The organism is Aquitalea denitrificans, from assembly GCF_009856625.1.
In the GTDB taxonomy this organism is placed as follows: domain Bacteria; phylum Pseudomonadota; class Gammaproteobacteria; order Burkholderiales; family Chromobacteriaceae; genus Aquitalea; species Aquitalea denitrificans.
Genome location: NZ_CP047241.1, coordinates 4296724 through 4315955 on the forward strand (window position 1 = coordinate 4296724; position 19232 = coordinate 4315955).

Sequence of the window (19232 nt, forward strand, 5' to 3'; positions counted from 1 at the left end):
TTAACAGCCAGCAGGGCAGGGTGCAAGAGCCAACTGCTGTAATAAATACACTACTTGATCTGCTGTCTGTTGCGCATGCAGGCAGCCCGGTACAGTAGCAACAGCGATAGCCCGCGTAGCGACAGGGCTGCTAATCAAATGTCATTTACGCTTACACTATCGCCAAGCCCGAATAACGGCTGTACGGCCTTCCCCACGAAGGCGGTCGCCAATCGCATTCAACAGATAAAAGCGAGCCACCGATGAAATTCAACAAACTGACCGAGCTGGACCTGGCCGGCAAACGCGTACTGATCCGTGTTGACATGAACGTGCCGGTGAAAAATGGCGTGATCGGCGACGACACCCGCATCCGCGCCAGCCTGCCGTCCATCGAACACAGCCTGAACGCCGGTGCCGGCGTCATCCTGATGACCCACCTGGGCCGTCCGACCGAAGGCGAACCCAAGCCGGAAGACAGCCTGGCTCCGGTGGTGGAACGCCTGTCCGCCCTGCTGGGCAAGCCGGTACGTCTGGTTGCCGACTGGCAGGCCGGCCTCAGCGTAGCCGCCGGCGAAGTGGTGATGCTGGAAAACGTGCGCCTGAACAAGGGCGAGAAGAAGAACAATGCCGAGCTGGGCCAGGCCTATGCCAGCCTGTGCGATGTGTTCGTCAACGATGCCTTTGGCACCGCACACCGCGCCGAAGCCTCCACCCACGCCGTGGCCCAGTTTGCTCCCACCGCCTGCGCCGGCATCCTGCTGGCTGCCGAGCTGGACGCGCTGGGCAAGGCCCTGCTGGCCCCGGCACGTCCGCTGGTAGCCATTGTGGCCGGCTCCAAGGTTTCCACCAAGCTGACCATTCTGGAATCGCTGGCCGACAAGGTGGACCAGCTGATCGTGGGCGGCGGCATTGCCAACACCTTCTTGCTGGCCGAAGGCAAGAACATCGGCAAATCGCTGGCCGAAGCCGATCTGGTAGAGGAAGCCAAGAAGGTGATTGCCAAAATCCGCGCCCGTGGCGGTGATGTACCGCTGCCCAGCGACGTGGTATGCGCCACCGAATTTGCCGAAACCGCCGCTGCCACCACCAAGCCGGTGGCCGAGGTGGGCGCTGACGACATGATTCTGGACATCGGCCCCGATTCCGCCGCCGAACTGGCGGCCATCATCGCCAAGGCCGGTACCGTGGTATGGAACGGCCCGGTCGGTGTGTTCGAGTTCGACCAGTTCGGTAACGGCACCAAGACCCTGGCGCAGGCCATCGCCCAGTCGCCGGCCTTCTCCATTGCCGGCGGCGGTGACACGCTGGCGGCGATTGCCAAGTACGGCATTACCGATGACATCAGCTATATCTCCACCGGTGGTGGCGCTTTCCTGGAATTCCTGGAAGGCAAGACCCTGCCGGCAGTGGCCATTCTGAGCGAACGCGCCGCCTGATCGCAGTCATCACCACATGCAAGTGAATGGCACGCCCGGCGTGCCATTCTCCCCACCCTTGCCGGAGTACTGCCATGCCGTTGAATACCTGGTTGCTGTTTGTCACCACCGTGTTTTTTGTTTCCGCCACGCCCGGCCCCAACATGCTGCTAGCCATGACCCATGGCATTCACCATGGCGTGCGCCGCACCGCCGTGACCTGCCTGGGGCTGATGACCGGCCTTGGCATCATCATGCTGGGCTCGGCAGCCGGCCTGGGAGCCTTGCTGGCGACATCGGAACAACTGTTTTCCATAGTAAAATACGCCGGTGCCGCCTATCTGATCTATCTTGGCATCAGAACCTGGCGTGCCACGCCGCAACCGGTAACGGAAGTGGCCGAAGATAGCAGCAAGAGTCATACCCCCGGGATGATGTTCCGCACCGGCTTTCTGGTGTCGATGAGCAATCCCAAGGCCTTCATCTTTTTTACTGCGCTGTTCCCGCAGTTCATGGACGCGCGGCTGCCGCAGGGGCCGCAGCTGGCCATTCTGGCGGCCACGTTTTACGTGATTGAAGCCTCCTGGCAGTTTGTCTATGCCAGTGGTGGCGCCCGCCTGGCAGGCTGGCTCAACAGCGCTCGTCGCCTGAAACTGGTGAACCAGGTATCCGGCGGGGCCTTTGTCGGTGCCGGCCTGTTGTTGTCCGGCGTGTCCCGCCACTAGGCGGCTTGCACCACCGCATGCGTAATTGGACTGCCGCTGTACCACAGATGGCAGTCCCCGATTTGAAACCCATGCCGCCAAACCGCGGCATGATTTGAGGAGATTTTCATGGCACTCGTTTCCATGCGTCAGCTGCTGGACCATGCAGCCGAATTCAGCTACGGCCTGCCGGCTTTCAACGTCAACAACCTGGAACAGATGCGCGCCATCATGGAAGCCGCTGACAAGTGCGACGCACCGGTCATCGTGCAGGCTTCCGCCGGTGCCCGCAAATACGCCGGCGCACCCTTCCTGCGTCACATGATCCTGGCCGCCGTGGAAGAATTCCCGCATATCCCGGTGGTGATGCACCAGGACCACGGCACCAGCCCGGACGTATGCCAGCGCTCCATCCAGCTGGGTTTCTCTTCCGTGATGATGGACGGCTCGCTGAAAAGCGACGGCAAGACCCCGGCCAACTACGACTACAACGTGGACGTGACCCGCACCGTGGTGAACTTCTCGCACGCATGTGGCGTGTCGGTAGAAGGTGAAATCGGCTGCCTGGGCAGCCTGGAAACCGGCATGGCCGGCGAAGAAGACGGCGTGGGTGCCGAAGGCGTGCTGGACCACAGCCAGCTGCTGACCGACCCGGAAGAAGCCGCCCGCTTCGTCAAGGACACCGGTGTGGATGCCCTGGCCATTGCCATCGGCACCAGCCACGGCGCGTACAAGTTCAGCAAGAAGCCCACCGGCGACGTGCTGCGCATCGACCGCATCAAGGAAATCCACGCCCGCATCCCCAACACCCATCTGGTGATGCACGGTTCCTCTTCGGTACCGCAGGAATGGCTGCAGATCATCAACGAATTCGGTGGTGAGCTGGGCGAAACCTATGGCGTGCCGGTGGAAGAAATCGTGGAAGGCATCAAGCACGGCGTGCGCAAGGTGAATATCGACACCGACCTGCGTCTGGCCTCCACCGGTGCCATCCGCCGCTTCATGGCGCAGAATCCGAAGGAATTCGATCCGCGCAAATACCTGAAGGCCTCCACCGATGCCATGCGCGACATCTGCATCGCCCGCTACGAAGCCTTCGGTGCCTGCGGTCAGGCCAGCAAGATCAAGGCCATCAATCTGGACACCATGGCCAATCTGTATCTGAAGGGCCAGCTGGCGCAAATCGTCAAGTAAGCGTCCCTCCATTCTGCCATCAGCCCGCTCCTGCAGCGGGCTTTTTCATGTCCATCCGCCAGCCGCCGCATGCCGGCCTCCCCCATCAGCAGCATTGGCGCAAGCCACACCATTGCTTACACTGCAATGATGAGCGAACTGTTATCTCCCCTCGAATGGTTTTTCGTCATTCTGCTGGCAGTGATTCCACTACTCGGGCTGGGTTTTCACCTGTGGATCATGCTGCTGGGCCATGGCAACAACGACAAGCGCACCAAGGACCAACCATGAAACTCGACATCCTGTATTTTGCCCGCCTGAAAGACAGCTTCGGCATGGGTAATGAACAGTTGGAAACCGAGGCCAGCAGCGTGGACGAGCTGCTTACCGAATTGCGCCAGCGCGGCGGCAACTGGAGCAGCGAACTGGCGGCTGGCAAAGCCTTCCGGGTGGCGCGCAACCAGGAACTGGTACGGCTGGATGCCACGCTGAGCGACGGGGACGAAGTGGCCATCTTCCCGCCGGTTACCGGGGGCTGACATGCAGCCATTTACGGTGCGGATCCAGCATGAAGTGTTTGATTGCGGCGCGGAAATCGCCCGCCTGTCGGCCAACCCGGCCTGCGGTGCCGTGGTGAGTTTCAGCGGCCTGGTACGCGACTATGGCGACCGTCAGGACATTGCCGCCCTGGAGCTGGAGCATTACCCGGGTATGACGGAAAACACACTGCACGCCATCATCCAGCAAGCGCGGGAACGCTGGCAGCTACAGGCAGCAACTATCATCCACCGCGTGGGTCATTTGCCGCTGGGCGAGGCCATCGTGCTGGTGGTCACCGCCAGCAGCCATCGCAAGGATGCCTTTGCCGCGGCGGAATTCCTGATGGACTTCCTCAAGACCGAAGCGCCATTCTGGAAAAAGGAAATCCAGCAGGATGGCAGCAGTTACTGGGTGGAAGCCAAGGCCAGCGACCAGAGTGCCGCCGGGCGCTGGCAGTGATGCCTTACACCGCACTGATTCTGGCCGGCGGCCAGGCTAGCCGCATGGGCGGGGTGGACAAGGGCCTGGTGGAACTGGCCGGTCAGCCGCTGATTGCCCGCACCCTGCACAGCCTCACCGCGCAAAGCCAGCCACCGACACGAATCCTGATTTCGGCCAACCGCAATCTGGATGCCTACGCCGCTTACGGTCATCCGGTATTGCCAGACAGTCTGCGCGATTTCCCCGGCCCACTGGCGGGCTTGCTCAGTGGCATGCAGGCGGCACCGGATGCCATCCTGCTGATGCTGCCATGCGATGCCGTGTGTCTGCCCACCGACTTTGCCGCACGCCTGCTGGCAGCCTTGCCGGGGCAACAGGCAGTCAGCGCCAGCGATAGCGCGCAATGGCATCCCAGCCTGCTGGCGCTGCAAGCAGGCCTGCTGCCCTTACTGCAGGCCTACCTGGACGGCGGCGGTCGTTCCATCCGCGGCTGGCTGGCCGGCCTGCAACATGTAACCGTGCAGTTTGACCAGCCCTTTGCCAATCTCAATACCCTGGAGGCGGTAGCAGCGCTGGCGCAGCAGTGGCCGGTTGACTGACACTGTCCAGCAGCCAGCTTTTGAACAGACGGGCATTGTCGCTCAATGATTTGTGGCGCGGGTGGACCAGGAAATCCACCTTGCCGCTGACAAAGGCAAACGGCCCCAGCCGCTTGAGCACGCCTTGCTGCAGCAGATCATGCGCCATGAACTCCCAGCCCAGTCCGATGCCCATTCTTTGCAACACGGCATTGAAGGCCAGCGTCACCTGATTGAACATCGGCACCCGCTCCGGCGCGGTATAAGCCAGGCCGAAGTGGCCAAACCAGTCATGCCAGTTGATGCAATTCCAGGCCGATGAATCCAGCTGGATCAGCGGCAGCTCAGCTAGCTGCTCCACCTGCGTGATGGCAGGGTAATCAAGCTGCGCGCTGTACACCGGGTATACCACTTCGGGAAACAGTGGCTCGGCCGCCAGCGAGCTCCACTGACCATCGCCATAGAAAATGGCAAAGTCGTATTCGGCCACGCTGGCTTCATCCATGCTGTTGCTGGCATGAATATTCACCGTAATGTCGGGGTGCTGCTGACTGAAGGCCACCAGCCGGGGAAACAGCCAGAACTGCGCCACCGCATGGGTGCAATTCACGGTAAGGGTATGGCGGTTGTGCTCGGCCTGCAGCCGCACCACGCTGCGCAACAGCGATTGCAGCATGGGGCCGACCTCGCGCTGCAAGGCCAGCCCGGCCGGGGTAGGCTGGATGCCGCGCACCAGCCGCTCGAACAGCGGCAGCTTGAGCCAGTCTTCCAGCGCGCGAATCTGCTTGCTCACCGCACTTTGCGTCACACACAGTTCGGTGGCCGCCTTGGTGAAACTGCCATTGCGCAGTACTGCCTCGAAGTGGATCAGGCTTTCCAGCGGCGGCAGATTCTTCAGATACCGGCTCATGTATTTGCGTCCCCATCATCACTGCTGCCGGGCTGACATTCCCGTTCAGCATCTTGTATTGAAGCATGATATTAACCCGGGCAAGCCCTACGCAAAACATGCCATTCCTATGAGGAATGCGTGAATGCCGAGATATCCTTTGTCGGCCCGCCCTGCCAGCACGTAGCCTTGGGTCATCATCAGTTGCGCAGGGAAGATGCAAAATGAAACGCGGAGTCAGTTATGCCGGCCTGGCCGGTGCGGTATGGGGCATGGTGCTGATGGTGCCGCAGGTCATGCCGGCCTTCAGCCCCTGGCTGCTCAGCGCGGTTCGCTTCACGCTGTATGGCGTCATCTCCTTGCTGCTGGCACTGCCGCTGGCCGGGCGGATACGGGCCAAGCTGCAAAGCCGGGACCTGCTCATGCTGACCGTACTGTCACTGGTCGGCAATCTGCTGTATTTCATTCTGCTGGCAGCCGCCATCCAGCTGGTCGGCATTGCTCCCGCCTCGCTGATTGTCGGTGTGCTGCCGGTCACCATTACCCTGCTGGGGCTGAAGGATGAAGGCGCACTATCCTTGCGCCAGCTGGCCTGGCCGCTGGCCATGGTGCTGGCCGGCATTGTCTGCATCAATATCGACACCTTTGCCCTGAGCCGGCCCAGCGATGCCTCCCTGCTGGACCGTGTACTCGGCGTGCTGGCCGCACTGGGTGCGCTGGCCAGCTGGAGCTGGTTTGCTGCCAGCAACGCCCGCTATCTGCGCCAACGTCCCTGTTTTGACAGTCATGAGTGGTCCTGCCTGCTGGGCATGGTGACCGGGATCATGGGCGGTGTGTTGTGGCTGGTTGGCAAGGGGCTGGGGTTGCCCATGGTCAGCCATGCCGTCAGCAACGGGCAGTGGCAGCTGTTCTGGCTGGCTGCTGCCGCGTGTGCGCTCGGCGGTTCCTGGCTGGCCAATGCACTGTGGTATGCCGCCGCCCGCCGTCTGCCACCCACGCTGTCCGGACAGCTGATCGTGTTTGAAACGCTGTTTGCCTTGCTGTATGGCTTTGCCTGGCTGCAACGCTGGCCGCGACCGCTGGAACTGGCCTCCATGCTGCTGTTGCTTGGCGGGGTGGCCTGGGCGGTACGGCGGCATGCCGCTCCGGACGAACCGGCAACGGAAGTGGTCCTGCAAGGCGGCTAAAGCTTGCCACTTGGTGCTGGTCATAAAAAAACGCTGCCGAGGGCAGCGTTTTTCATATCGGATGCAAGAGAGCTTATTTGCCACCAACCGTGCCCAGTTTGGCACGGCGTGCCTTGACCGCATCGGCCAAGGTGGTAAGCAGCTTCTCGGTGTCATCCCAACCGATACAGGCATCGGTGATGCTCTGACCGTATTTCAGCTCGCAGCCCGGCTTCAAGTCCTGACGGCCTTCTGCCAGATGGCTTTCCACCATCACGCCAAAGATATGCTGATCTCCGGCTGCCAGTTGGCCAGCCACGTCGTCCGCCACTTCCATCTGGCGACGGTAGTCCTTGCGGCTGTTGGCATGGCTGAAATCCACCATCAGCTTTTGCGGCAGGCCCACGGCCGCCAGTTCGGCAGCGGCGGCGCGTACATGCTCGGCCGAGTAGTTGGGTTCCTTGCCACCACGCAGGATGACATGGCAATCCGGATTGCCGCCGGTGGACACAATGGCGGAATGACCGGTCTTGGTAACCGACAGGAAGTGGTGCGACACGCTGGCCGAGCGGATGGCATCCACGGCAATTTTCAGGTTGCCGTCAGTACCGTTCTTGAAACCCACCGGGCAGGACAGACCGGAAGCCAGTTCGCGGTGAACCTGGCTTTCGGTGGTACGTGCGCCAATGGCACCCCAACTGATCAGGTCGGCAAAATATTGCGGGGTGATCATGTCGAGGAATTCGGTTGCCGCCGGAATGCCCATGTCGTTGAGCGTGAGCAGCAGACGGCGCGCCAGGCGCAGGCCGGTATTGATATCGTAGGATTCGTTCAGGTGCGGGTCGTTGATCAGACCCTTCCAGCCCACGGTGGTGCGCGGCTTTTCAAAGTACACACGCATCACCACCACCAACTCGCCAGCCAGACTGTTGCGCAGCGTGGAGAGCTTGCGCGCGTACTCGATGGCGGCATCGGTATCGTGAATCGAACAGGGGCCGATCACCACCAGCAGGCGATCATCCTCACCACGCAGCAGGGCGGCAATGTCCTTGCGGGTGGTGTAGATGACTTCGGAAGCGGTTTCGGTGATGGGCAGTTCGTACAGATGGGCAATCGGAGGCAGTAATTCCTTGATTTCGTTGATTCTGACGTCGTCGGTCTGGCGTTGCATGTTTGTCCCTAGCTGATATCGTTTTTACCTTGCATAGCAGCAAGATACCCGTACCAGCCATGGCCGACAAGCCCTTGTGTGAGTGGCATGCACAGGCAAAAAAACAAAAAGCGCCATCGCAAGGCGATGACGCTTTGTCAGGGCAGAATGTCGCGCTGGCTCAGTCTGCGTATTGGCGCTTCATCCGTTCACGGCGCTCCTGGGCTTCCACCGACAGGGTGGCTGTCGGACGTGCCATCAGGCGGCGCAGGCCAATGGGTTCGCCAGTGTCTTCGCAATAGCCGTAGGAGCCATCGTCAATCTGACGGATCGAGGCCTGAATCTTCTGCAGCAGCTTGCGCTCGCGGTCACGGGTGCGCAATTCCAGCGCATATTCTTCTTCCAGCGTGGCGCGATCGGCAGGATCCGGGGTGGCTTCCTGCTCTTGCAGATGGTTGGCAGTGGCATTGGCGTTGATCAACAACTCCTGCTGCATCTGCAACAACCGGTCTTTGAAGAACTCAAGATGGTCGGCGTTCATGTAATCATCGCCTTCCCAGTTGAGAATATCTTGTTCGGTCAGCTTGGCCATAATTTTGGTGCTTCCAGCATGAGAGTTGGCAGACAGGCGAAGAAGATTACCCACGGTATCGGATTTGTGCAACTGCCAGCTACAATTCCCTTCTCCGGCTCGCCCCGCTGCTGACACTTGGTATAGCGCCAATCGCGGCGGGTAACAAGCTTGTCACATGAAAAAGGCGGCCGAAGCCGCCTTGGAACTGCAATCCGCACTTATTTCTGCGACAGAATCCACTTCACCAGAGTCTTGACGTCGGCGTCACTGACCTGAGCGTTCGGCGGCATCGGGATCGGGCCCCACACACCGGAACCACCTGCTTTTACCTTGGCGATCAGCTTGGCTTCGGCACCTTTGTCACCAGCGTACTTCTTGGCCACATCCTTGTAAGCCGGACCCACCACCTTGTGGTCTACCGCGTGACAGGACAGGCAATTGTTCTTTTGTGCCAGTTGCAGGTTAGCCATGGCAGGTGCAGCAACAGTACCCAGCAGCAGGGCAGCAAGCAGCATTTTCTTCATCACGATTCTCCAGATCATTGAGGAAATGTCTCTACATCTTTTCAGATATAACAGAGCCTGACAAATAAACACATTTACTGCATCACCACTTTGAGTTGCATCAAGAAGCTGCTCTCCAGAAACTGGACCGGCAGCATCAGGATGACCTGAATGATCAGGAAGAGGATCAGCGGTGACAGGTCGACCCCGCCCACCGTGGCGCGGCGGAAGGGACGGAGGAAGGGGCGAGTGAGCGCATCCAGAATCGGGCTGAGCGGATTGTACGGATTCACCCAGCTCATGACAGCCTGCACAATAACCGCCCCCATCAACAGGGTAAGCGACTGCTTGAACACATCCAGCACAGCCAGCAGGGTGAGTGCCAGCCAGGTTTCTGGTGCTGCCAGGCTGTACATCGGATTGAGCGACAGGATGATGACGCTGGAAACCATGCTTACCAGCCAGGCCAGCAGCATGGTGGCGCTGTCATAACCGCGCAGCGATGGCACCAGCTTGCGCAGCGGCAGCACAGCAAAATTGGTGGCGGCCATGACAAACTGGCACAAGGGGTGCTTGAACGGCGCCCGGGCCACTTGCAGGTAAAAGCGCAACAGCAGAACCAGTACAAACAGGTCGGCGATGGTCTTGATCAAAAATTGCACGGTTTCCAGAAACATGAAGCTTTAATCCTGACTGAGTTGTTGACCCATTTCGATGGAGCGGTCACGGCAATCCATGGCACCCGCAATGATGGCAGCCTTGACGCCTTCGGCTTCAAAACGGGCGATGGCACGTTCGGTGGTGCCGCCCTTGGACATCACGTTGGTACGCAGGGTGGCTACCGGCAGCGTGCTCTGGCGTGCCAGCTCCACTGCACCATCAAAGGTGGCCAGTACCAGCCGGCGTGCTTCGTCGGCAGCAAAGCCGGCCTGTTCGGCGGCTTCGATCATGCTTTCGATAAAGTAGAACACATAGGCCGGGCCACTGCCGGAAACGCAGGTAATGTCGTCTATGCCTTCTTCCTTGTCCAGCCATACCGTGATACCGGCAGCCTGCATGATGGTTTCGGCATTGCTGCGGTCTTCCGCGCTGACGCCACTGCCAGCATACAAGCCGGATACGCCCTTGCCCACCATGGCCGGGGTATTGGGCATCACGCGCACAATACGTTCGCTGCTCAGCCAGCGTGCCATGGCATCACAACGGATGCCGGCGGCAATCGACAATGCCATGCCGCCATTCAGCCGTGGTGCCAGCGCCTGGCAGACATCTTTCAGCTGTTGCGGCTTGACGGCCAGCAGCACGATATCATCCGCCGACAGTTGCTCCGGCAGGTCGCTGGCTGTTGTCACGCCAAAATCACGGCTCAATTCCGCCAGCTTGGTGGTGTTGGGGTCCACCACATGAATACGATGGCCGCCTTGCTGATGGAGTCCGCCGATGATGGCCGTAGCCATGTTGCCGCCGCCGATGAAGGTAATCTGCATTGCCTGTTTTTCCTCTTGATCTCTATTGCCATGCCCGGACAGTCCTGCTGCCCGGTTGCTGATGTTATGCATGATAGTGGCGGGCACCGAAAATGGCAGTGCCTACCCGCACCATGGTGCTGCCTGCCGCGATGGCTTGCGCCATGTCGGAAGACATTCCCATGGATACAGTATCCAATGCGAGACCGTCTTCGCGCAATTCATCCTGCAACTGACGCAATAGGGCAAACTGGCCCGCCAGCTTTTCCCTGTCGTCGGTTGGCTCGGGAATGCACATGAGGCCTCGCAGCTGCAGATTCGGCAGTGCCGCCACCGCCTGGGCCAGCGCCCTGGCTTCGGCAGGTGCGCAGCCGCTCTTGCTGTCCTCACCGGACACATTCACTTGCACACAAACCTGCAGGGGCGGCAGTGTTGCCGGACGCTGCTCGGACAGGCGCTGTGCAATCTTCAACCGTTCGATGGAGTGCACCCAATGGGCATTTTCTGCCACGATACGGGTTTTGTTGGACTGCAGCGGACCAATGAAATGCCACTCGATATCCAGCCCAGCAAGGGCCGCAGCCTTGGCCTGCAGCTCCTGCACATAGTTTTCGCCAAAGGCACGCTGGCCAGTGGCATAAGCTTCCTGCACGGCACTGGCAGGAAAAGTCTTACTGACCGCCAGCAGACGCACGCTGCCGGTTTGCCGGCCTGCAGCGGTTTCGGCGGCACGGATGCGCTGGCAGACATCGGTAATGGCCTGTGCGATGGAATCGCTCATATTGCTCCTTGTGGCGCAGCCGGGCGCTCTCTACAACGAAAATGGCAGGACTGCTGCCTCTATTGCTATCTACATATCCTTTTGCAACGGCTTGCGCTTACAATCGCAAAAAAACGTTAGCGTCATGCCCGCTGCCGGGTAATCGTGGAGAAATTATAAATGGAAATTTCCGAGCTCTTGGCCTTTACCGTCAAGAACAAGGCATCTGACCTTCACCTGTCCGCAGGTCTGCCACCGATGATCCGGGTTCACGGCGATGTTCGTCGCATCAACCTGCCGCCGCTGGATCACCATGATGTGCACGATATGGTGTACGACATCATGAATGACTATCAGCGCAAGATTTTCGAAGACGAATTCGAATGCGATTTTTCCTTTGAATTACCCGGCATAGCCCGTTTCCGGGTAAATGCTTTCGTGCAGAACCGCGGCATGGGCGCGGTATTCCGTGTGATTCCGTCCAAGGTGCTGACGCTGGAGCAACTGGGGGCACCCAAGATTTTCCAGGATATTTCCAGCTACCCGCGCGGCCTGGTGCTGGTTACCGGCCCGACCGGTTCCGGTAAATCCACCACGCTGGCGGCGATGGTGGATTTTGTCAACGAAAACAATTATTCGCACATCCTGACGGTGGAAGACCCGATCGAATTCGTGCACGAAAGCAAGAAATCGCTAATCAACCAGCGCGAGCTTGGCCTGCAGACCCACAGCTTCTCCAATGCCCTGCGTTCGGCACTGCGTGAAGACCCGGATGTAATCCTGGTGGGTGAATTGCGCGATCTGGAAACCATCCGCCTGGCGCTGACGGCAGCTGAAACCGGCCATCTGGTATTCGGCACCCTGCACACCAGTTCTGCGGCAAAGACCATCGACCGTATCGTCGATGTGTTCCCGGCCGGGGAAAAGGAAATGGTACGTTCGATGCTGTCCGAATCGGTACGCGCAGTCATCTCCCAGACCCTGCTGAAAACCAAGGACGGCAATGGTCGGGTGGCGGCACATGAAATCATGATCGGGACACCGGCCATCCGCAACCTGATTCGCGAAAACAAAATTGCCCAGATCAACTCAATGATCCAGACCGGCCAGCAACACGGCATGCAAACGCTGGACCAGTGTCTGCAGGAGCTGGTACGGCGCAATATTGTTGCGCCAAACGAAGCACGCCAGAAAGCAGCGTCCAAGGATGCGTTCTAAACTAAAGCAGGCACGCTAGCCCGCTCGGATGGCCATCATGGAAAAAGACCAGGCATCAAAATTCATTCACGACTTGCTCAAACATGCAGTCGGTAAAAACGCGTCTGATATTTTCATTTCAGCCGAATTCCCGCCGGCAATGAAAATCGACGGCAAGATCACCCCGGTAGCGCCTCAGCCGCTGTCGGCACAGCACACCAAGGAGCTGGTGCGCTCGGTGATGAACGACCGCCAGACGGAAGAGTTCGAATCGAAGAAAGAGGCCAATTTCGCCATCAACCCACCGGGCATCGGGCGTTTCCGGGTCAGCGCCTTCATCCAGCAGGGCTGTGCCGGCATGGTACTGCGCAAGATCAATACCGAGATTCCCACCTTCGACAAGCTGAACCTGCCCGAGGTATTACAGGACATTGCGCTGATCAAGCGCGGGCTGGTGATTTTCGTTGGTGGTACCGGCTCGGGCAAATCCACCTCACTGGCAGCTCTGGTTGACTGGCGCAACAGCCATAACCAGGACCACATCATCACCATCGAGGACCCGATCGAATACGTGCATCAGCACAAGAAGTCGATTGTCACCCAGCGCGAAGTAGGCGTGGATACCGAAGACTGGGAAGTTGCCCTGAAAAATACCCTGCGCCAGGCCCCGGATGTGATCCTGATGGGGGAAATCCGCGACCGGGAAACCATGGGCTATGCGCTGCAGTTCGCCGAAACCGGCCACCTGTGCCTGGCCACACTGCACGCCAACAATGCCAACCAGGCGCTGGACCGCATCCTTAACTTCTTCCCGGAAGAACGCCACCAGCAGGTGCTGATGGACTTGTCGCTGAACATGCGCTCCATCATTTCGCAGCGCCTGCTGCCAATCAAGACCGGGCGCGGACGGGTGGCTGCGGTGGAAATCATGCTCAATACGCCGTTGATTTCCGACATGATCTTCAAGGGCGAAATTGCCAGCCTGAAGGAAGTGATGAGCCGTGCACGCGAGTCCGGCATGCAAACCTTCGACCAGTCGCTGTTCGACCTGTTCGAAGCCGGCTACATCAGTTACGAAGATGCGCTGCGCAATGCCGACTCCATCAACGACCTGCGCCTGAAGATCAAGCTATACAGCGAGAGCTCGAAAGGACGCGACCCGCTGGATGGCATCGACCATCTGAACATCGTCTGAGCCGGTGGCATTACGCCCAGGCTGAGCCACCTGCACGGGCGACTGGAAAATAACAGATGTACTTCGACGAAAACACGACTGTCCTCATCATCGAGGATTCGCTTACCGTACGTCAGGGCCTGCGTACCATGCTGTCCATGGCTGGCATTACCCGCTCCGATGCAGTCAGCAGCGCTGCCGAAGGGCGCGCCAGGCTCAAAGGGCGGCGCTTTGATGTCGTGCTGTGCGACTACAACCTGGGCGACGGTATGGACGGCCAGGAATTGCTGGAAGCACTGCGTAAAACCGGGGCGCTACCGCTACCCACCATCTGGATCATGATTACCGGCGAGCGCAAATACGAACGCGTGGTAGCTGCCGCCGAAATGGCTCCGGATGATTACATCCTCAAGCCCTTCAACTCCAACCTGCTGCTTACCCGCATGAATAATGCCCACAAGCGCAAACAGTTTCTGGCCCCGGCCCACGAACAACTGGAGAAGGGCAACCGCAGTGGTGCCATCAGCACCTTGCAGCAGCTGGTTGCTGCCGCGCCGGGCACGGCCAACCGCATTGACGCCAACCGGTTGTGTGCCGAACTGCTGGTGACCGAAGGCCGCCAGGGCGAGGCGCTGCACATCTACCAGGAATTGCTGGAAAGCAAAGTGATTCCCTGGGCCAAGATGGGCGTGGCGCGCATCCAGGCCGACCAGGGCATGCAGGGCGAATCCAGCGCGCTGCTCAAGGAAATCATCCAGGATGCACCGCTTTATACCGACGCCTACGACTTGCTGGCGCAGAACCTGATCGACGAAGGGCAGTATGCACAGGCCGTTGATGTGCTGGAAAAAGCAGTCAGCATTTCACCACGCAATTTTCATCGTCTGAAAAGCTGTGGCACCGCGGCCCTGCGCTCTGGAGATCCGGAAAAGGGTGCACAATACCTGCAACGGGCGGTGGAAGTAGGGCGTAACAACAATTTCTTTGGCCCGGAAGTACTGGTCGACTTGCTGCAGGCTTATTCCGAAACCGGCAATACCCAGAATATCGACCGTCTGCAAGCCGAAATCAGCGCCAGCCTGGCTGATCGCCCCGAAGCGCAATTCACCCTGCTCACCTGCAAGGCACTGACCGCGCTGGTACAGCAACGGGCCGAGGAGGCGCTGGGCTTGCTCAAGCAGGCGGCTGGCGACCTGCTCAAACCCTTTGTGCACTTTGAATCGGCCCAGCGTTTTCTGGGGGCCGTGGTACGCCTGCCAGAAACCTTGCCAGACCCGTCGCTGCTGGAAAACTGGACCCGTACCATCACCATGCGTTTTGCCTACAGCCGGCACGAACTGGCTACGCTACAGGAAATTGCCCGCAAGCATCCCCATTGCAGCGAATTGATCGAGCAGGCCTATGCCGAATTGCAGGAGCAAAGCAACCGGGCCGTGGAACTGACGACCGAGGGCCGAGCCGCCGAAGCAGGCCATATGCTGCATGAAATGGCCATGCGCCTGTACAACGAGCGTACGGGCATGAACGCCTGTGCCATTTTGCTGCGGGTTCGGGAGCAACTGCGCAAGAAAAATCAGGATGTGGCCGAATACGACCGCATGCTGCATGAGATTCTGGACTGGCTGCCGAGGGATAACGAACGGGTACAGGGCTTTCTTAACCGGCTGCATGATCAGGATGGTGACTAGATCAGTTCGGCTGGGGACCGCACGGGCTGGGCAGTGTCATTTCCACATGCTGTTGACCCAGTCCAGCGCCTGGGTCTGCACCCGCATCAGCATTTCCGGGTCGTAACCCGCGAGTTGAGGCTCCACCTCGTTCTCCAGCGATTCGGTCACGCGCAACAATTCGCCCAGCACATGCCGGCCTTCCAGTACCGCTTCCTTCAGGATGTCATCCACCGGCAAGCCAGCAATCACCTCGGCCTTGGGCTGCTGTACCAGCACATCCACCAGTGACAGCATGCCTATCATGAAGGCGCTGTCCTGTACATCGCGCCGCTGTGGATAACAGGCTTCGGCCAGCAGCTCCATGATGCGCCCGCGCGTGGCGGCCAGCTCCAGCAGCGGATTGCGCTGTGGTTCGATATTGGTGGCATTGCTGGCAAACAGCAACAGCATGGACCAGCGTTTTATCTTGGCCCGCCCCAGCACCATGATGGCCTCCTGCACTGACGATACCGGTCGACGCGTTGCCGCAGAAGCCGTAGTGCCGAGCTTCATCAGCATCAGCACCACATCCGGTGCCAGCTTCAGTGCCTGTGCCAGTTCCTCATTGTCGGCATCGCTCATCAGCAAGCCCAGCAGGCTGAGCATGGCATGCTGGCTGGCATTGGCCTGGCGGGTGGACAATACCGTAGGCCGGGCAAAGAAATAGCCCTGGAACCACTGGATGCCCAGTTCGCGGCACAGCGCAAACTGCTCCACCGTATCCACCTTCTCGGCCAGCAGAATGCCGGGGAAACCGGCCAGCTGCACCACCAGCTCACGCAATTGCAGCAGGCTGAGTGCCACCAGGTCGATCTTGATGATATCCACCAGCGGCAGCAGGGCACGCCGGTCGTCATCCAGTTCGATGACATCGTCCATCGCCAGCCTGAAGCCCTTGCGGCGCAGATCAGCCAGCCTGTCCAGCAAGGCCGGGGTTACCTTGACCGTTTCCAGGATCTCAAGCACCACCTTATCGCAGGGCAAAACGTCCAGCAGATCATCCATCAACAGGGTGTCACTGACATTGATGAAGCCCAGCCGGTCTCCCAGTACTTCACCCACACCCAGATCGACAAAGGCATGGCGGATCACCGCTGTGGTGGCCATCACATCATCGTTGACCCGGGCGACATTGGCCTGACTGGAGCGGAACAACAGTTCGTATGCCACCAACTGCTGGTTGGCATCGACAATGGGCTGTCGCCCAAGATAGCGGGTCGAATACATGAAGGGACCTGGCGGCAAATCGTTGACACTATTGTCAGTGTAGGCCCGTAGCAGATGGCTTGGCAGGGATTTTACTCCGTCAATAATACATTGGTGATTACATCACTTGTAATCATTATCAACTAATAAGGCGGATAGTGTCATCTGTGCGCGGCAAGAACTGGATTCTACTGTCATCAACCGGTTACTCGGCGCTGGGTGGGGCATGAAAAAACCCGGCCGGGGCCGGGTTTTCGGTACTGCAGGCTGATGGTCTCAGTGCTGCAGGATCTTGGACAGGAACTGACGCGCACGTTCGGAACGGGCATTGATGTCGCCGAAGAAGGCGTCCTTGTCGCAGTCCTCCACGATGGCCCCCTTGTCCATGAAGATGACACGATGCGCCACACGGCGGGCAAAGCCCATTTCGTGGGTCACGCACATCATGGTCATACCTTCCTGGGCCAGCTCGGTCATCACATCCAGCACTTCGTTGATCATTTCCGGGTCCAGCGCACTGGTGGGCTCGTCAAACAGCATGGCAATCGGATCCATCGCCAGCGCACGGGCAATGGCCACGCGCTGCTGCTGACCACCGGACAACTGGCCGGGGAATTTGTGCGCATGGGCTTTCAGGCCCACCCGATCCAGCAGCTTCAGGCCCTTGTCGCGAGCCTCGTCCGTGCTGCGGCCCAGCACCTTGACCTGGGCAATGGCCAGGTTTTCGGTAATGGACAGATGCGGGAACAGCTCGAAGTGCTGGAACACCATGCCCACGCGGCTACGCAGCTTGGGCAGGTCGGTTTTCGCATCGCCCACGGCAATACCGTCGACAATGATTTCACCCTTCTGGAAGGGTTCCAGTGCATTGACGCACTTGATCAACGTGGACTTGCCGGAGCCGGACGGGCCGCACACCACCACCACTTCGCCTTTCTTGACGCCGGTGGTGCAATCGGTCAGCACCTGGAAATCGCCATACCACTTGCTTACATTGTTGATGCTAATCATCGCGCTCATACCGCCAACCTTTTTTGCAGACGCTTCACGCATTGCGACGCGCCAAAACTGATCACGAAGTATACCGCTCCGGCAAACAGCAGGAATTCATGCGGCAACCCCACGACATCGCCCTTGGAACGGGCGGTGTTGAGAAAGTCCATCAAGCCTACCGCATACACCAGCGAGGTGTCCTGGAACAGGATGATACTTTGCTGTAACAGCAGCGGCATCATTTTGCGGAAGGCCTGCGGCAGGATTACCAGCCGCATGGCCTGGCTGTAAGTCATGCCCAGTGCATAGGCGGCATTGATCTGCCCGCGCGAAATGGACTGGATGCCGGCGCGGACGATCTCAGAGAAATACGCCGCCTCGAACATCACGAAAGCCACCAGGCAGGAGGTGAATGCACCGACCGGCGTCAAATCGCCGGTAATCCAGCTCAGTACCATCGGCACCACCAGATAGAACCAGGAGATGACCAGCAGCAAGGGGATGGAACGGAAATAATTGACGTACCACTTGGCCAGCCGTGACAGCACCAGGTTGTCCGACAGGCGTGCCAGTGCCAGCAGGGTACCCAGCACCACACCGCCAGTCACCGCCAGCAGCAGCAGCTTGAGGGTGAGCACCATGCCATCGGCAAGGCCGGGCAGGGCGGGAATGATCTGACTGAAATCGAGGGCCATTATTTGCTACCTCCCATCATGCCGGGAATGCGTACCCGCTTTTCCACCCAGGCCATGAAACCCATCAGGCTCATGTTGAGAACAAAGTAGATCAGCGTTGCCAGAGTGAAGGCTTCAAAGATGTTGGCGGAAAACTCGGCGGTCTGCTTGGTTTGGGCCAGTAGCTCCATCAGACCGATCAAGGACGCCACCGAGGAGTTCTTGAAAATGTTCAGGAACTCGCTGGTAAGCGGCGGAATGATAATGCGGAAGGCCTGCGGCAACAGCACAAAGCGGTAAGTCTGTACCGTGGTGAAACCCATGGCCTGAGCGGCATTGTTCTGGCCGCGCGGCAGCGCCTGAATGCCGGTGCGCACCTGTTCGCACACCCGTGCAGCAGTAAACAGACCCAGGCAGACCACCACCGACAGATAGGCAGAGGTCGCCGGGCTGATGCCCTGCTTGAACCACATTTCCAGCGGCGTGGGCAGCAAATCCGGTACCAGGAAGTACCAGATGAACAGCTGCACCAACAGCGGTACGTTGCGGAACAACTCGACATAGGTGGTGGCGATGGTGGGCAGCAGCTTGCCCGGCAAGGTGCGCATCACGCCCAGCACCGAACCGAGCAGCAGGGCGATGATCCAGCCCGCCAGCGCCACGGCAATGGTCCAACCCAGACCGGACACAAACCAGTTCAGGTAGATTTCGCTGCCGACACCGGTGGACTTGAAGAAAATGCCCCAATCCCAGTGGTAATTCATAGTGTTCTCCTGATGCAAGCAGGCACACATGCCTGCTGCCGACAGCCACGCACCTTCCCAAGCCGGGAAGGCAGGACTGAGGGATGAAGTCCCTGCCTGCAGCCTGCAGGCAGAAAATGCAGATACAAAGCTGCCGCCCCCGTGCTGCCGTTATAGCCATAAGCAGAACAGGGG

Annotated in this window: 22 protein-coding genes; 11 read left to right on the forward strand and 11 right to left on the reverse strand. The window is 59.3% G+C overall.

What is annotated here, in order from left to right; all coding sequences use genetic code 11:
- The first annotated feature begins 242 nt into the window (after positions 1-242).
- From GSR16_RS19945 to mobA, 7 genes are all read left to right on the forward strand, one after another.
- Complete coding sequence (locus GSR16_RS19945) at positions 243-1418, forward strand: phosphoglycerate kinase (RefSeq protein WP_159880445.1); 1176 nt, start codon at positions 243-245, stop codon at positions 1416-1418.
- Between the two features lie 74 nt (positions 1419-1492).
- Positions 1493-2122, forward strand: a complete 630-nt coding sequence (locus GSR16_RS19950; protein WP_159880447.1) for a LysE family translocator — start codon at positions 1493-1495, stop codon at positions 2120-2122.
- Positions 2123-2230: 108 nt separating this feature from the next.
- Entirely contained in the window at positions 2231-3295 is a 1065-nt protein-coding gene (fba, locus tag GSR16_RS19955) for a class II fructose-bisphosphate aldolase (protein WP_159880449.1), read from the forward strand.
- A 69-nt stretch (positions 3296-3364) separates the two neighbouring features.
- Positions 3365-3565 carry a hypothetical protein gene (locus GSR16_RS19960; RefSeq protein WP_159880451.1) on the forward strand — a complete coding sequence of 67 codons (201 nt, stop codon included), beginning with the start codon at positions 3365-3367 and terminating at the stop codon, positions 3563-3565.
- On the forward strand, positions 3562-3813 hold the full coding sequence (moaD, locus tag GSR16_RS19965; protein ID WP_089082499.1) for a molybdopterin converting factor subunit 1: 252 nt from the start codon (positions 3562-3564) through the stop codon (positions 3811-3813). Before GSR16_RS19960 ends, moaD begins: the two co-directional genes overlap by 4 nt.
- 1 nt (position 3814) lies before the next feature.
- Entirely contained in the window at positions 3815-4273 is a 459-nt protein-coding gene (locus tag GSR16_RS19970) for a molybdenum cofactor biosynthesis protein MoaE (protein WP_159880453.1), read from the forward strand.
- Positions 4273-4854, forward strand: a complete 582-nt coding sequence (gene mobA / locus GSR16_RS19975) for a molybdenum cofactor guanylyltransferase MobA (RefSeq protein WP_159880455.1) — start codon at positions 4273-4275, stop codon at positions 4852-4854. Before GSR16_RS19970 ends, mobA begins: the two co-directional genes overlap by 1 nt.
- Here mobA and GSR16_RS19980 read toward each other — a convergent pair.
- Complete coding sequence (locus GSR16_RS19980) at positions 4802-5743, reverse strand: LysR substrate-binding domain-containing protein (RefSeq protein WP_159880457.1); 942 nt, start codon at positions 5741-5743, stop codon at positions 4802-4804. The genes mobA and GSR16_RS19980 overlap by 53 nt on opposite strands.
- A 203-nt stretch (positions 5744-5946) precedes the next feature.
- Between GSR16_RS19980 and GSR16_RS19985 the strand changes: the two genes are divergently transcribed.
- The gene (locus GSR16_RS19985) at positions 5947-6909 is read left to right on the forward strand and encodes a DMT family transporter (RefSeq protein WP_159880459.1); all 963 of its coding nucleotides are present in this window, start codon (positions 5947-5949) and stop codon (positions 6907-6909) included.
- Between the two features lie 73 nt (positions 6910-6982).
- Here the strand turns inward: GSR16_RS19985 and aroG are convergent, their stop codons facing one another.
- From aroG to GSR16_RS20015, 6 genes are all read right to left on the reverse strand, one after another.
- Complete coding sequence (gene aroG, locus GSR16_RS19990) at positions 6983-8059, reverse strand: 3-deoxy-7-phosphoheptulonate synthase AroG (RefSeq protein ID WP_159880461.1); 1077 nt, start codon at positions 8057-8059, stop codon at positions 6983-6985.
- A 160-nt stretch (positions 8060-8219) separates the two neighbouring features.
- Complete coding sequence (gene dksA / locus GSR16_RS19995) at positions 8220-8630, reverse strand: RNA polymerase-binding protein DksA (RefSeq protein WP_089082494.1); 411 nt, start codon at positions 8628-8630, stop codon at positions 8220-8222.
- Between the two features lie 200 nt (positions 8631-8830).
- Positions 8831-9136, reverse strand: coding sequence for a c-type cytochrome (locus GSR16_RS20000; protein WP_089082493.1), 306 nt, complete (start codon positions 9134-9136; stop codon positions 8831-8833).
- A gap of 74 nt (positions 9137-9210) precedes the next feature.
- Positions 9211-9792, reverse strand: a complete 582-nt coding sequence (locus tag GSR16_RS20005; protein ID WP_159880463.1) for a YggT family protein — start codon at positions 9790-9792, stop codon at positions 9211-9213.
- Between the two features lie 6 nt (positions 9793-9798).
- Complete coding sequence (gene proC / locus GSR16_RS20010) at positions 9799-10602, reverse strand: pyrroline-5-carboxylate reductase (RefSeq protein WP_159880465.1); 804 nt, start codon at positions 10600-10602, stop codon at positions 9799-9801.
- A 64-nt stretch (positions 10603-10666) separates the two neighbouring features.
- Positions 10667-11362 carry a YggS family pyridoxal phosphate-dependent enzyme gene (locus GSR16_RS20015; RefSeq protein ID WP_159880467.1) on the reverse strand — a complete coding sequence of 232 codons (696 nt, stop codon included), beginning with the start codon at positions 11360-11362 and terminating at the stop codon, positions 10667-10669.
- Between the two features lie 159 nt (positions 11363-11521).
- On the opposite strand from GSR16_RS20015, the gene GSR16_RS20020 reads away from it, so the two are divergent.
- From GSR16_RS20020 to GSR16_RS20030, 3 genes are read left to right on the forward strand one after another with little or no spacing between them, the layout of a single operon-like run.
- On the forward strand, positions 11522-12559 hold the full coding sequence (locus tag GSR16_RS20020; protein WP_159880469.1) for a type IV pilus twitching motility protein PilT: 1038 nt from the start codon (positions 11522-11524) through the stop codon (positions 12557-12559).
- Positions 12560-12596: 37 nt separating this feature from the next.
- Complete coding sequence (locus GSR16_RS20025; RefSeq protein WP_159880471.1) at positions 12597-13733, forward strand: PilT/PilU family type 4a pilus ATPase; 1137 nt, start codon at positions 12597-12599, stop codon at positions 13731-13733.
- A gap of 56 nt (positions 13734-13789) precedes the next feature.
- Positions 13790-15400 (forward strand): response regulator, encoded by a 1611-nt coding sequence (locus GSR16_RS20030; RefSeq protein WP_159880473.1) that lies wholly within the window; start codon positions 13790-13792, stop codon positions 15398-15400.
- A 36-nt stretch (positions 15401-15436) separates the two neighbouring features.
- On the opposite strand, the gene GSR16_RS20035 is transcribed toward GSR16_RS20030, so the two are convergent.
- The 4 genes from GSR16_RS20035 to GSR16_RS20050 form a co-directional block, all read right to left on the reverse strand.
- On the reverse strand, positions 15437-16648 hold the full coding sequence (locus tag GSR16_RS20035) for an EAL and HDOD domain-containing protein (RefSeq protein ID WP_159880475.1): 1212 nt from the start codon (positions 16646-16648) through the stop codon (positions 15437-15439).
- Between the two features lie 255 nt (positions 16649-16903).
- The gene (locus tag GSR16_RS20040; RefSeq protein WP_159880918.1) at positions 16904-17638 is read right to left on the reverse strand and encodes an amino acid ABC transporter ATP-binding protein; all 735 of its coding nucleotides are present in this window, start codon (positions 17636-17638) and stop codon (positions 16904-16906) included.
- A gap of 5 nt (positions 17639-17643) precedes the next feature.
- The gene (locus GSR16_RS20045) at positions 17644-18315 is read right to left on the reverse strand and encodes an ABC transporter permease subunit (protein ID WP_159880477.1); all 672 of its coding nucleotides are present in this window, start codon (positions 18313-18315) and stop codon (positions 17644-17646) included.
- On the reverse strand, positions 18315-19058 hold the full coding sequence (locus tag GSR16_RS20050; protein WP_159880479.1) for an amino acid ABC transporter permease: 744 nt from the start codon (positions 19056-19058) through the stop codon (positions 18315-18317). Before GSR16_RS20050 ends, GSR16_RS20045 begins: the two co-directional genes overlap by 1 nt.
- Between the last annotated feature and the right edge of the window lie 174 nt (positions 19059-19232).